This is a genomic window from Streptomyces sp. NPDC002888 (genome assembly GCF_042888465.1).
Taxonomy (GTDB): domain Bacteria; phylum Actinomycetota; class Actinomycetes; order Streptomycetales; family Streptomycetaceae; genus Streptomyces.
Map to the genome: position 1 here is coordinate 70,270 of NZ_JBIAPU010000031.1, position 13,861 is coordinate 84,130.

Sequence of the window (13,861 nt, forward strand, 5' to 3'; positions counted from 1 at the left end):
TTCTATTGCCAATGAAAGTTGTCGATAGAAGTCGCCCGGTCGACAGTTATCGGCAGTTATCGGCAGTAAGGAGAGAGATCATGTTCTCCGCCCTCGTACACCCCGCCTCCGCCCCGCCGCGGCGGGCGGCGCTCACCGATCCCGGCTATCAGGCGTACCTGATCCTGCGCACCGGGTTCACCGTGGCTCCGATCCTGTTCGGGCTCGACAAGTTCGCCAACCTGCTCGTGGACTGGCCCACCTACCTGGCGCCGTGGATCGACGACCTGGTTCCGGGCAGCGCCCAGGCGGCCATGTACGCCGTCGGAGTGATCGAGGTCCTCGCAGGCGTCGTCGTGGGCCTGGCCCCGCGCTTCGGCGGCTGGCTGGTGGCCGCCTGGCTGGCCGGCATCATCGTCAACCTGCTGACCATCCCCGGCCACTACGACGTCGCGCTGCGTGACTTCGGACTGCTCCTCGGCGCGGTCGCGCTCGCGCGGCTGGCCGAGCGCTACCGCCCTGGAGCGGGAGCGGCCGCGCCGGACGACTCCGCAGCGTGAGAGATCTCCCCACCGGCGCCAGCACGACATGAGGACATCACCGCGCCGGGGCGCCTTCGCCGCACATCGGACATAGTGTCGCCGTATGGGTGACGCAGAGCCGCTCGACGATCCCTTCGGTCGCCTCGTGCAGGAGGTCGGAGCCTCGGTGGGCCTGCTGTACCTGCTGCCGCCCGAGGAGAGCGCGCTGCGGCTGACGGTGGTCTCCGGGGTACCCGCGCGGCTCGCCGCCCCCTGGGCGCGGGTCGCGCTGGACGCCCCGGTCCCGGTGGCGGACGCCGTGCGGGAACGGCGCCTGGTGTGGCTGGGCAGCCGGGAGGAGATGGCGCGCCGCTACCCCACCCTTCAGCTGGTGCTGCCGTACGACTTCATGATGGCCACGGTTGCGATCACCGAGGGTGTCGCCGTGTGGGGCGGGATCGTGCTGCTGTGGCCCCTCTGGCATCCGCCACAGCTGAGCGCGGACGAGCGCGCCATGATCGATTCCTGCTGCCGCCGCATGGGCCGGCTGCTGCGGAAGGCCGAGGACAGCGGTCGCCCGGTGGTGCCGGAGGCCGAGCCACGGGTGCTGTCCCCGCCCCGCCGCCGCGCCACCGAACGGATCGACGCGGCGGCCGCGGTGGAGTTCGCGGAGCGCCTTCCGGTGGGCTGCTGCGGGCTCGACCTGGACGGCCGGATCACCTTCGCCAACACCGCGGCGGCCGACCTGCTCGGCACGGGTGCCACCACCCTGCTGGGGGCCCGGCCGTGGGAGGTGCTGCTGTGGCTGCGCGATCCCGCCTTCGAGGACCACTACCGCGCGACGGTGATCGGCCGCAGGCCCACCTCCTTCACCGCCCTGCGCCCACCGGACACGCCGCTGACCTTCCAGCTCTACCCCGACGCCTCCGGGATCAGCGTCCACATCACCCCCGCCCCGGCCGAGCAGCCCCTGACAGCCGCGCCGGAGCAGCCAACGACTCCCGCCGATCCGCCGGTCGGGGCCACCGCGCACTACCACCTGATGCACCTGGCCGCCGCCCTCACCGAGGCCGTCGGCGCCAAGGACGTGGTCGAGCTGGTCGCCGACCAGATCGTGCCCGCGTTCGGCGCCCAGGCCCTCGCCCTGATGACCGCGGAGGAGGGCCGACTCCACATCGTCGGCCACCGCGGCTACCCGGCCGAGCTCATGGACCGCTTCGACGCCGAGCCCCTGACCTCCGACGCCCCGGCCGTACGCGTCCTGACCACCGGCCACCCCAGCTTCTTCGGCACCTTCGCGGACCTCAAGCGTGCCCACCCGCCGGCCGTCCACCAGGACGACATGGGCGCCTGGGCCTTCCTGCCGCTGATCGCCTCCGGCGGCATCGTCGGCTCGCTCGTCCTCGCATACGACCGGCCCCGCCCGTTCCCCCCGGCCGAGCGTGCCGTCCTGACCTCGCTGGCCGGGCTGATCGCGCAGGCACTGGACCGCGCCCGCCTCTACGACGCCAAGGACGAGCTGGCCCGTACTCTCCAGGCCGGTCTGCTGCCGCACGCCCTGCCCCGCATCCCCGGCCTGGACGTCGCCGCCCGCTATCTCCCGGCGGGCCGCGGCATGGGCATCGGCGGCGACTTCTACGACCTCTTCGGCGGCCCCGCGACCACGGCCGTCGCGGCGATCGGTGACGTCCAGGGCCACAACGTCACCGCGGCGGCCCTCATGGGACAGGTCCGCACGGCCGTCCACGCCCACGCCACCGCCGGCGCCTCCCCCGGCAACGTGCTCGCCCGCACCAACCGGCTGCTGACCGACCTCGAGACCGGCCTGTTCACGAGCTGCCTCTGCGTCCACCTCGACCTCGCCCGCCACCGCGCGTCCCTGGCCACCGCCGGCCACCCGCCGCCCCTGCTGCGCCACCCCGACGGGCGCACGGAAATCCTGGACCTCTCACCCGGCCTGCTGCTGGGCATCGACGCCGACGCCGACTACACCACCACCGGGATCGAACTGCCTCCGGGCTGTGTGCTCGCCCTCTACACCGACGGGCTCGTGGAGGTCCCGGGCGTCGACATCGACGACACCACCGCGGAACTGGCCGCCCGTCTCGCCGGTGCCCCGGACGGGACGGGGGACGGCGCCGCGCAATGCACCATGGAGAGCCTCGCCGACACCCTGGTCCAGCCCGCCGGACACAGCGCGTCCCGCCTCGACGACATCGCGCTTCTCCTCCTCAACCCCCTGACCTGAGTGCCAGTTGTCCCAGCCAGGCACCGTGGTGGAAGATCTTCGCCGGACGGGGTGGGCCGGGGCTCCCCGCGGGTGTCGAGTGCGAGGGGGCTGCCATCCTTTCGGTAGTGGTCAACGTGCTGGTCGGTCTTGCGACCAGTTTCATCGGTGGTGCGTGCGTGTGGCTCTGGGAGCGCGGCAAGCGTTCCCGACTGGTGCGCCGCAAGGCGGACTTCTTCGGCGTCGTACCGGGCGAGACCTGCCTCGTCGTCATCGGCAGCAAGCACAACGCGCGGGGCGTCGCCCCGCACAAGGACATCCGCGCCATCATCGAGGTGGCGACCCTGGCCAGCCAGCTCGGCAGCGACGTCCTCACGGAGTCCGGCAACGACTTCCGCGGCAGCAACGACGCCCGGACCGAGTTCTGCATCGGCGGACCGCTCGGCGACGCCAACATCCGCACGGGCGGCCACCTTGCCGCCCATCTGCCCGGCGTCACGATCCTCCCGTACGGCCCGGGCCCCGACTCCGTGGCGTACGTCGTCGGCGGTGACCGGTACCTGTGGGACAAGGGCAACGTGGAACACGCCCTCGTCGCCAAGTTCACACCCCCGGAAGCCAGCCGCCCCGTCTTCCTGATCTGCGGCCAGAGCTCCCTGGCGAACCAGGCCGCGATCCACTACCTCAAGCGCAACCACCGCGAAGTGGCCGCCTCCCTGGAGTCCACCGACCGCTTCTGCATCCTCATCAAGCTCGACCGCATCGGCACGTACGGCTTCCAGGGCGCCGCCTTCGAACGCGACGTCACCAGCGAGGCGTTCACCGGGCCCTGATGTTCATGAGCGGGGCCGGTCGCGCGGCGCGCCGGGGCGGGGAGCGGCCTCCCCCAGCACGGACGCGGCCGCCGAGGCCCAGGTGAAGTGGGCGGCGAGGCGGCTTCGCACGTCCGCCATCCTGGCGAAGGCATCATCGCGGTCGACGAGGCACTTCTCGATCCGTGCCGCCCATTTCTCCGCGTCGACCTCGAAGTCCCTGGTGACCGGGACGATCAGCGGGTCGGCGTCGCCCTTGAGGTGGTCACGGAGCAGCGTCGCCAGACCGCTCTCCTCACTCAGCAGGAGCGGGACACCACGGATGATGGCCTCGACTCCCACGAGTCCGAACCCCTCCGCGCGTGAGGGCATGATGACCAGACTCGCCCGCGCCATGTCCGAGTCCAGGCGACTGAGTTCCCTCGAGTAGGGGCGCATGACCACGTCCAGTCCAGGGGCTCCCGACCAGTCGCGGACGAGTTCCCGTTGGACGTCCGCCATGCCCTGGGGTGCGCCACGCACCACGAGTTCGATGGGCTCGGTCGAAGCCTTCGTGCGCAGTTCGTGCACGAGACCGCAGGCGCGGGCTCCCAGATCGACACCCTTCAAGGCGGCGTCTTCAGTACGGCCGATCATCAGGACTCTCAGCAGTCCCGGCGGCGGGGTGCGCTTGGCGGAGCGTCCCGGCGTCGGCAGGTCGAAGCCCGGGGCGACCTGCAGCGGTTCGGGCGCGTCCTCATCCCAGAGTTCGTTGCGGAAACGCTTGTACAGACGCGGTCCGACAGCGAACAGGCGGTGGGCCGAAGCGCCCAACTTCCGTTCGATGTCCGTACGTTCCTCGGCCAGTTGCGACCGGTCGGTACTGTCGTCGAGTTTGTGCCATTCGATCTCGTCCGGCGCCATGTGGACGAAGTGCAGCCGTCTGGCCTGCGGGTAGAGCTCTTCGTGCAGGTGAGCCGCCGCCGGACCGGTGATCCGGGCGTGGCCGATGACAAGATCGGGCTCCACGCCCGGCGGGAGGGCGGGGCGCCGGGTGAGTTTGCCGTAGTCGGGCGCGCCGGGGGCGCCCCGGTGGCACAGGAGCGTGACACCCTTAGCCGCGGCGTTGGCGATGTCGGAGTCGTCCGCCGAGACCACGGTACAGAAGACCAGTGCGCCCGCGGCGGCGAGCGCCACGCAGAGGTGACGGTTGAACGTACTCAGGCCACCGTGGGCCGACGACCACTCGGTGGCCACGACCAGAACGGTGACGCGGTCGGAAAGGACGCGTGCGACCTCCTCGAGGGAGTCCGCGGGAGGAGGAGTGGGAGCGGAGGGCGAGGATGCGCCAGGGGTGCGGGCGGCCCCGATGGCGCCGCTCTCGACGAGCGCGCGCAGCAACGGCCCGGACTGCGCCGCATGGACGTACGCATCGTCGCGCAACAGCTCGTCGAGAACGCCCCCTGCCGCGGCGTGTGTGGCGAGGTGCTCGCGGATGTAGGGATGTGCGGCGCTCCAGTCGCGCTCCCCCGTCGCCGCGACCGGCACTTGTCGCACCAGGGCCTCCGCCACCAGCCGATGCCTGGTCCCATCCTCCTCAGGTGTCCGCAGGCGCTCCGCGATGCTGTCGTGGAGGAACCGGTACACCGTCCCGTCGGGCGTTTCGTTCCGGGTGAGGAAGGCGCCGGCGCCTTCCTGCGCGAGGAACCAGAGCACATGGTCTTCCTCGCACGGTACGTGTGCGAGCGCTTCAGCCAGCGGGGACCACAACTCCTCCGGAAGGCCGGCCCCCTGGGCGTAGGCGAGCGGGAGAAAAAGGCGGAGGGCCAACTCCTTGTGCGGGCCGAAGCGTTCGAGGTATCGCTCGAAGAAGGCGTCGACTCCCCCGAGCAGGAGGGACATATCACCGTCGAGCGCAGGGTCGTGCAGCACGGCGTGGGCCAGGCTCTGGGCCTCGACGAAGGAGCCGTGGGCTTGCCGGGCGATGGTCTCTGCGGCCGCCTCCGCCCGAGCCGGGTGGGCCTGGTAGTAGCCCGAACGCCCGTCGTCCGAGGGGTTTCCCTGGCCGACCAGAAGCCCGAAGACGTATTTGCGCAGGTCGTCGGCGTCGCTGAACTCCGCTGTGTCCAGGTCGATGACGCGGGTGGCTAGGAGTGATCGGAGTGAGGGGAGCAGGGAACGGCGCGTGCCGACGATCAGGCGGATCGCGGACATCATGCTGAGCGGCCCGACGACATCGCTGATGACGCGGTCGCTGTCGATCGCCTCGTCGAGTCCGTCGAGAAGGATCACGACCGGGTCGGTGCGTGCACCGAGCGCGTCGACCATGCCGCGGTCCTCGGAGATCCGCAGGTCCAGTGCCGCCGAGAGGTGCGCGACGACGTCCGCGGCGGTCTTGTGGCGGCAGTTCATCGCGATGACCGCCGGCCCTGTGGGCGGGAGCAGTTCGGGGGGCACGCTCAACCGGGCCGTACTGTCGGGGTCCATGAGCGCCAGGACCCGTCCCAGCAACGCCGATTTGCCGGACCCTGCGCGACCTGTGACGACGAACAGTCGGTCGGCACTCCGTGGTTCGCCAAGCCAGTCCGCGGCAGCGGCCAGTGCCCGCGTGCGTCCGACGAAGAAGTCTCCCGGCTCCGAGGGGTGCGTGACGCCTCGACTGCGGGGCATGAAGTGGTCGTCCTGTTCTCGGCGGAGCCGGACGACGCTGGGAATATCGAGCGAGTCGCGCGGGAGGCCGGAAACGTAGGAGGGGTTGGGAAAGAACGGGTCCGGTCCCACCGTTCCGAATCCTGAGGCACTGGCGGTCTGGTAAATGCCCTGGGTGTCGAAGTACTCGTTGACCGCCTCCGCCACCTGCCCCACGCTCAGGTAGGGCTGCCGTGCTCCGGCCAACGGCCTGACGAGCACGTGCTCCAAAGCCCTTACCAGGGCTCCGAGGTAGGCATTCTCCCTGCTCTGCGCCGCGGAGAGCACCCAGGTCTCGCCGATGAGCGGTTGCGTTGCCCCCAGTTCCAGGACGGACCGTGCCGCGTCCCGTGCGGTGGCGGCCGCGAAAGACGTGTCGATGATGACGAGCGAGTGCCCGGCCAGACTGTTCGTCACCATGCCGACGAAGTCCGCCCCGGGGAGGGCCATGAAGGGGAAGTCGTCGCCGTCGCCCGAGCCGAGAAGGTAGTGCCGGCCGCCGTGCACCGCGCCGTGACCGGCGAAATAGGCGACCACCACGTCGTCCGGCCCCAGGCGGGCCGTCCTGCTCCACGCGCTCAGTTCCTGCCGCAACTGGGCCGACGTGGGGTTGGCCGAGATGTCCGTCAGGACCTGCTCGTATCCCATCGTGGCCAGCAGGTCCGCAATACGCCGCGCCCCCTCCACGCACCCGGGGAGGTCATGGAACGGCTCCGCGTAGTCCGAGACGCCCACCACGATCGAGTATCGGCGCCCCGAAGCGCCGTCCGACGCCTGCGGCACGGAACTGCCCACGGCTGCCCCCTCTTCCCACCGTGACCACTGTGCCGCCGACATTAGACCAACGGCGGCCCGAGTTGTGGGGAGGACGCAGTCGACCGTGCCCGTGGCCGGGCCCAGGTGGTGCCGGTGACCTGCCCCGTGAGATCTTGTCGGGCGTCCCTCGGCGCGTACGGCGTGCAGGGTGAGGGACGGCGTTCGGCGTCGGCTCTCACACGCGGAAGAGGCTCATGGAAGCGGCATCGAATGAGCGACTGCACCATCGACAGGCGTGGGCGGCCAGGGCCGCGCTCGCCGCGACGGCAGCGGCGGCGCTGCTGCCCGTGCTCGTCGGCGGGGTGCAGGGGGTGGTGCTCCTGGCGGTCGGCGTCACGGGGCTCGCCGTCACGGCCGCCGCCCTGTGGTGGGCGCTGTCCCGTCGCGGTACGGCCCGGATGGGCGCGGCGCTGCTGGCAGTCGCCATGCCCGTCGCCGTTGTCGCGCTGTTCGCCGCGGTGAACCTGCTGTGGGTGGTCGTGCTGTCCGCGCTGTTGTGGTGCTGCGCCGTGTGGGCCGGCCGGTACGCCCTGCGCAGCACGGGTCTGCGCCCGGTCCGCATGAAGGAGTACCGGACGCCTCCGCCACAGCGCCCGTTCCTGATCCTCAACCCGCGTTCCGGCGGCGGAAAGGTCGAGAAGTTCTCCCTCCGCGAGAAGGCCGAGAGCCTGGGCGCGCAGGTGGTGCTGCTCGACCCGGAGCAGCAGCAGGACGTCACGGAGCTGGCGAAGTCCGCCGTGGCCCAGGGAGCGGACCTCCTGGGCGTGGCGGGCGGCGACGGTACGCAGGCCCTGGTCGCCGCCGTCGCCGCGGAGCACGACCTGCCGTTCCTCGTCATCTCGGCCGGTACCCGCAACCACTTCGCCATGGATCTCGGGCTCGACCGCGACGACCCGTCGACCTGCCTGGACGCGCTGAGCGACGGGGTGGAACTCCGCGTCGACCTCGGCTTCGCCGACGGACGCCCCTTCGTCAACAACGCCTCCTTCGGGGTCTACGGGGCGGTCGTGCAGAGCCCCGGCTACCGCGACGACAAGGTGGGCACCGCGCTGGAGCTGCTGCCGGACCTGCTCTCCCGGCAGCGCGGCCCGCGGCTGACCGTACGTGCCGACGACACCGCGCTCACCGACCCGCAGGCCGTGCTGGTCAGCAACAACCCGTACCGCACCGGCGATCCCTTCGGGTTCGGCCGGCGTGAGCGGCTCAACTCCGGACGGCTCGGGGTCCTGGCCGTGCGCGTGGACAGTGCCGTCGAGGCGGCCGAACTGCTGCTGGACCCGAACCCGGCAGGTCTCGCGGTGCTGGCCGCCCACGAGGTGGTCGTCGAAGCGGACGAACCGCACCTGGAGGTGGGGCTCGACGGCGAGGCGCTGCAGCTGCCGACCCCCGTCCGCTGCAGTGTGGCACGCCGTGCGCTGCGCGTCCGGGTCCCCCGCGTCCGCCCCGGTGTTCCGGAGGCACCGCCCCGCCTCGACTGGCGCCGCCTGCGCAAACTCGCGGCCGCCGTGGGACGTACGGCGGTCCCCGGCCGGACGACGGCCCTCACGCCACCGCCGCCGCGGCAGGAGAGCGGGTCGCAGCAGTGACGCGGTCCTGCCACGGTCAGGCCGCGAAGCCTCCCTCAGCCAGGCGGCCGGCCTCGCCCCGACCTCACTGAACCCGGTCCGAAGTGTTCCGTCGCCGCCCGAGCAGCAGCCCTCCCGCCACGACGGCCGAGACCAGGCCCAGGAGGCCGACGGCGGCGGCCAGGCTGCCGACGGCGGACTCGGTGGCGATCAGTACGAGGGGGCAGAGGAACTCGCCCGCGAAGAAAGCCGCCGTCCACAGACCGGTCCCGCGGCCTCGGTCGGCGTACTCCAGTCCGGACATGGCCACGGTGAGGAGGGACGGCAACAGCACGCCCGTACCGAGGCAGTTGAGCACCGCACCGACGATCACGAGTGCGGGGTGGGCCGCCAGGCCGATCACCACGAAGCCGAGCCCGCACACGGCGAACACCGCGGGCAGCCGGTGCTCGGGTCTGCCGGGCAGCCTGGTGAAGGCGATCGAGCCGGCCACGGTCGCCGCGCTGGCGAGGGCCGTGGCCAGGCCGATGACTCCGCTGAACTCGGTCACCCGCGCCGCGATCGGCATCACCGAGAAACCCGAACCCACCAGCATGGCGATCTGGCGCACCCCCGCGCCCCGCCCCGCGGGCGTCACCCGCACGGACCTGGCGTACGGCGGCCCCGCCTACATCGTGGGAGACTGCCCGACCAGCGAGGACACCGTCTACGCCTACCTGGTCGAGCCCTGCCGCGACCGCGCCTCGATCCCGGAAGGCCGTCGGGTCAGCCCGCCGTCGTCCCTGCGGTGTGCCACGGCACGAAGGCGTTCGTCAGACCGGCGAGTGCCGTGCGCAGCTCCGGGTGGTGGCGCAGCAGCACGGTGATCATGCTGTTGTCGTCGATCCAGGCCATGCCGGCCTTGGAGTACACCTCGGGGGTGTAGTACTCGGTGAAGAAGCGGTCGCTGTTCAGCCGGCGTGAGGCCATCAGGATGAAGATGCGGAACGCCGTGTCGCTGAAGGCGAATCCGGCGGGCAGCTTCTCCGCGTACAGGCCGACCATGAGGTCGACCTTCTCGATGTCGCCCTCGTAGAGCTGCTCGATCTGCTCGGCCCACGCCCGGTTGTCCGTCAGCTCCATGAAGTTCGCGGCCGGCTTGAGCCGCAGCAGTCGCCGGAACTCGTTGTAGCGCGGGACGCCCAGTTCCCGGGTGCGCAGGATGTCGGTGGCGGCGAGGTCCTGGAGGTGTCCGTCGGGACGCTCGAACTCCTGGAGGAACTTGGGGAAGTTGTGCAGGGTGACCAGTCCGGGGTGGAGCGTGCCGAAGCTGTAGAGCAGGTCGGCCATCTCCGTGGTCTCCAGGAACTTCAGCGCTCCCGGGCCGGAGATGTCGCGGAGGGTGCAGTGGCGCAGCGACGCGTCGTCGGCGGCGGAGCGCAGATGCCACTCGTCGCGGATGAGCGGGTGCATGCGGTAGACGGCCACGAACTCCTCGGTGAGGGCGTACGGGACGCCGTAGTGGTCCGTTTCCGCGCCGGGAATGCCGCTGATGACCTCACTGCCGCTGATCCGGCCGAAGAGCTTGTGGACGCGCTCACCGGCGACACCCCACCAGTTGGCGCGCAGCGCCGTGACGGTGGTGGGGTGGCTGATCACGGCCGGGGTCCACTCCACGGTGTGGATCTTGGCGAGGAGTGCGGCGTTGACCAGCCGGGCGCGCTGGAACAGCTCCTCGTCGCCCCAGGACGGGTACGCGGCGTGCAGGTGGTCGCAGATCGCGTTGTGCTCCCGCGCGAACAGGTCGTGCATCATGGCGAGGCCGAGCCAGAAGCCGGGGACACGCGAGGGGTCGCGGGACGGGTCCGAGGGAACAGGGGACTGCTCGCCGTCCCACAGGCGCAGCTTGCCCAGCTGGCCGGTGCGCATCTGGCGCTGCTCGGTCTCGTTCGTCCCGTAGATCTGCGAGGCGTCCCACCAGTGGGAGGACGTGTTGACGCGGGTGTCGGGCGTGCCGGCGGGCGCCTGCGGGTCGCGGGTGGGGTCGTCCTGGGTGCGCATGATCCGCATGGGCTGTTCCGGCCACTGGTCGTCGTCCATGAGCGGTACTTCCCAGGGCCGGTCCGTGGGGCTCGTGCCGTGACTGAACCAGTCGCGGACCATGAACTGGAGCCAGGCGGCGACCAGGGAGTTGACCGATTCGGCCGGGGTCAGCTCCTCGCGGGTGAGCAGGGCGCGGCTGACGTCGCGCGGGTTCGGCCGGGACAGTACGTCCTCGGGTGTCGCCGGAGCGATCCGGTCCAGCGGGACGTTCCGGCCGAAGCGGGTGCCCGCCATACCCATCCGCGGGTCACCGAGGTCGTTGTGGCTGCCGTCGGCCGTCCGGTTGACCTTGTGACTCTCGGAGGGGGGCGCGGGATCGGGCAGGTTGACCGAGGGCAGGTGGCCGGTGTCGTGGAGGTTCTTCTGACGAAGTGTGACGCGCAGTCCGAGGAGCGTCAGCAGGCCCGGGATCACCGGCAGCTTGTCCCAGCCGATGCGCCGGTCGACGTACTGGGCGGCGCTGGTGACGATCCGCCAGGGAAGGGACGTGCGGTATCCGGCCGAGGAACGTCGGGCAGGGCGTCGTTGCTTGCTCATCGCGTACTCCAAGGGGGAAGGACACCGTGAATTCCCCCTGATCAACACATTATGGGAGGGGCTCCTCCCCCGCACCTCCAGTCGGCTGTCGGCTGTGACCAGATCCGTCGGTCGGCCGTGACCAGCAGGTGCCGACGGCGCATCCGGTCAAAGATGGCCGAGCCGGGCGATGAGGGGGACGGACGCCAGGACGGCGGCGCGACGCCAGCGACAGCCGCGGCGCCGGCGACGACGGATATTTGGCGCAGCGACGGATACTCGGCCACTCGGCGCGCGAGGGACCACGCGGGCGCTCCGCTGACGGAAGGCCGCGGCGTATGCACGAACCTGGCTTCCACCTGCTCGGGAGGCTCACGGCGTGGCTGCGGGCGCACGACCCGGAACTGGCCGCGACCCGCAGGGCGACGCGTGCCGCCCTGGTGATGCCCGGGCTGCTCGCGCTGTGCGGTGAGGTGTTCCGTTCACCGGCGATGGCGACCTACGCGGCGTTCGGTTCGCTCTCGATGCTGCTGTTCGTCGACTTCACCGGCCCGATGGTGCAGCGGGTGCGGGCCCACGTGGGCCTCGGGGTGACCTGGCTGGTGTTCATCTGTCTCGGCACCCTCGCGGCCCATGAGATCCGGGTCGCGGTGACCGCCACCATGGTGATCGGGTTCGTGGTGCTCTTCTCGGGTGTGGTCAGCTCCGTGCTCGCCGGGGCGTCGACCGCGCTGCTGCTGGCCTTCGTGCTTCCCGTGAGCACACCCGCGCAGCTGTCGGAGCTGCCCGAGCGGCTCGCCGGCGCCGGACTCGCCGCGGCCGCCTCCCTGCTCGCGATCTCTCTGCTGTGGCCACGCCCCGCCGCCGACCCCCTCAGCGCACCCGCCGCCCGCGCCTGCCGCGCGGCCGCGGCACAGCTGCGCAGCGACGCGTCCCGCCTGGCACACGAGGCCGAGGCCGCGAGCGTGCGCGTATGCAGGCAAACCGCCGACCAGGCCGCCGTCGCGGCGGCCGACCTGCGCAGCGCCTTCGCTGCCACTCCCTACCGGCCCACGGGGCTGTCCACCAGCTCGCGTGCCCTGGTACGGCTGGTCGACGAGCTGACATGGCTCAGCACGATCGTGGCCGACAGCGCGCCCCCGCCCGTCGAGCACCCGCTGTGCGATCCCGAGGCCCACGTCGTGCGGCGGGCGTCCGCCGTGGTCTTGGAGCGGACCGCCGACCTGCTGGACGCACCGCAAGGGTCGCCCGAGGCACTGCGGACGGCCATGACGGGGTTGCGCACGGCCATAGTCGGCATGGAACGGAGCGCCACCGCCCTGCTGCCGGTGCACCTGCCCCGGCCCGTCACGGAACCGGAGGTCAGCGCATTCATCGGCATTCTGGACCTGTCGTTCCGCGCCCAGGAACTGGGCTTCGCGACGCTCCAGATCGCGGGCAACGTGGACCTGGCGGCAGCGGCGGAACGGCGCAGCTGGCCGGAGCGGCTGCTCGGCCTCGAACCCGGTGGGCCCGCCCGGCCGCTGGCCTCCGCGCGGGAGCGTGCCGTCGCCCATCTGCGACCCGGTTCGGTGTGGTTGCACAACAGCCTGCGGGGGGCGGTGGGCCTCGGCATCGCGGTCGCCCTGGTGAAAGTGACAGACGTTCAGCACTCGTTCTGGGTGCTCCTCGGCACCCTGTCGGTGCTGCGTTCGAACGCCCTCAACACCGGGCAGAACGCGATCCGTGCGCTCGCCGGAACGATCGCGGGATCCGTCATCGGCGCCGTGCTTCTGCAGGTCATCGGCCAGCACGGCACCGCGCTGTGGTTCCTGCTGCCCCTCGCCGTGCTGATCGCCGGCATCGCACCGGCTGCCGTGTCGTTCGCCGCGGGGCAGGCGGCCTTCACCGTCACGCTGGCCATCCTGTTCAACATCGGCCGGCACCCCGACTGGCACATCGTGCTGCTGCGGATCCAGGACATCGGGCTCGGCTGTGCCGTGAGTGTGCTCGTGGGCCTGTTCCTCTGGCCGCGCGGTGCCGCGGCCGTCGTCCACCGGGCCCTCGCCGAGGCGTACACCGACAGCGCCCGCTATCTCGCCGGGGCCGTCGAGTACGCCATGGGCCGCTGTGGCGTCCGTCCCTCCGCGGCCGACGCTCCGCTGGCGGAGGGCCGGGAGGCGGCGGCCGCCGCGCGCAGGCTCGACGACGCCTTCCGCGGCTTCCTCGCCGAACGGGGCGCGAAGCCCATGTCGCTGTCGGCCATGACCACCCTGGTCACCGGCATCGTCGGCCTGCGGCTCGTCGCGGATGCGGTGCTGGGCCTGTGGCAGCGCTCCGGCGAACGTCACGAGGGTACGGACCGCGCCGAGGCGGGCCTGGTGCTGGTGAACTCGGTGGGCCGGGTGACCGGCTGGTACGAGGACCTGGCCGTGAGTCTTGCCGAGCACTCCTCCGTCCGGGATCCGGTGCCCCGCAACCCCACGGCCGAGGCGAGCCTGGTCGCCTCCCTCCACCGCGACCTGCGCGACGACGACGGGAGGGCCTCCGACACGGCGGTGCGCATCATCTGGACCGCCGATCACCTCAAGGCGGCAAGGCGCCTCCAACCAAGCCTGGCAGCCGCGGCCCGCCCCATCGGATCTCCCGTCGGATCTCCCCGACCCCGGTGAGCGCCCTTCGCGGACGGTCCTCGAC

8 protein-coding genes and 1 pseudogene are annotated in these 13,861 nt (G+C 71.5%); 6 read left to right on the forward strand and 3 right to left on the reverse strand.

Going from position 1 to position 13,861, the window contains the following annotated elements; genetic code table 11:
* Window positions 1-80: 80 nt before the first annotated feature.
* The 3 genes from ACFYWX_RS37745 (at window position 81) to ACFYWX_RS37755 (ending at window position 3,560) form a co-directional block, all read left to right on the forward strand.
* Window positions 81-539, forward strand: coding sequence for a hypothetical protein (locus ACFYWX_RS37745; protein ID WP_389429413.1), 459 nt, complete (start codon window positions 81-83; stop codon window positions 537-539).
* Window positions 540-624: 85 nt separating this feature from the next.
* Complete coding sequence (locus ACFYWX_RS37750; protein ID WP_389429415.1) at window positions 625-2,748, forward strand: SpoIIE family protein phosphatase; 2,124 nt, start codon at window positions 625-627, stop codon at window positions 2,746-2,748.
* Window positions 2,749-2,855: 107 nt separating this feature from the next.
* On the forward strand, window positions 2,856-3,560 hold the full coding sequence (locus ACFYWX_RS37755; RefSeq protein WP_389429417.1) for a hypothetical protein: 705 nt from the start codon (window positions 2,856-2,858) through the stop codon (window positions 3,558-3,560).
* A 3-nt stretch (window positions 3,561-3,563) separates the two neighbouring features.
* Here ACFYWX_RS37755 and ACFYWX_RS37760 read toward each other — a convergent pair whose 3' ends face one another.
* A complete protein-coding gene (locus ACFYWX_RS37760) occupies window positions 3,564-7,001 on the reverse strand; it encodes a glycosyltransferase (protein WP_389429419.1) in 3,438 nt (1,145 codons plus the stop codon).
* 215 nt (window positions 7,002-7,216) lie between these two features.
* Between ACFYWX_RS37760 and ACFYWX_RS37765 the strand changes: the two genes are divergently transcribed.
* The gene (locus tag ACFYWX_RS37765; RefSeq protein WP_389429421.1) at window positions 7,217-8,608 is read left to right on the forward strand and encodes a diacylglycerol/lipid kinase family protein; all 1,392 of its coding nucleotides are present in this window, start codon (window positions 7,217-7,219) and stop codon (window positions 8,606-8,608) included.
* 64 nt (window positions 8,609-8,672) lie between these two features.
* Here ACFYWX_RS37765 and ACFYWX_RS37770 read toward each other — a convergent pair whose 3' ends face one another.
* Window positions 8,673-9,230, reverse strand: coding sequence for a hypothetical protein (locus ACFYWX_RS37770; protein WP_389429518.1), 558 nt, complete (start codon window positions 9,228-9,230; stop codon window positions 8,673-8,675).
* Between ACFYWX_RS37770 and ACFYWX_RS37775 the strand changes: the two are divergent.
* Window positions 9,124-9,339: pseudogene (locus tag ACFYWX_RS37775) on the forward strand (2-polyprenyl-6-methoxyphenol hydroxylase); the annotation flags it as partial. The gene ACFYWX_RS37770 and the pseudogene ACFYWX_RS37775 overlap by 107 nt on opposite strands.
* Before the next feature lie 13 nt (window positions 9,340-9,352).
* Here ACFYWX_RS37775 and ACFYWX_RS37780 read toward each other — a convergent pair.
* Entirely contained in the window at window positions 9,353-11,206 is a 1,854-nt protein-coding gene (locus ACFYWX_RS37780; protein WP_389429422.1) for a peroxidase family protein, read from the reverse strand.
* Window positions 11,207-11,523: 317 nt separating this feature from the next.
* On the opposite strand from ACFYWX_RS37780, the gene ACFYWX_RS37785 reads away from it, so the two are divergent.
* Window positions 11,524-13,836 (forward strand): FUSC family protein, encoded by a 2,313-nt coding sequence (locus tag ACFYWX_RS37785; protein WP_389429423.1) that lies wholly within the window; start codon window positions 11,524-11,526, stop codon window positions 13,834-13,836.
* Window positions 13,837-13,861 lie beyond the last annotated feature (25 nt).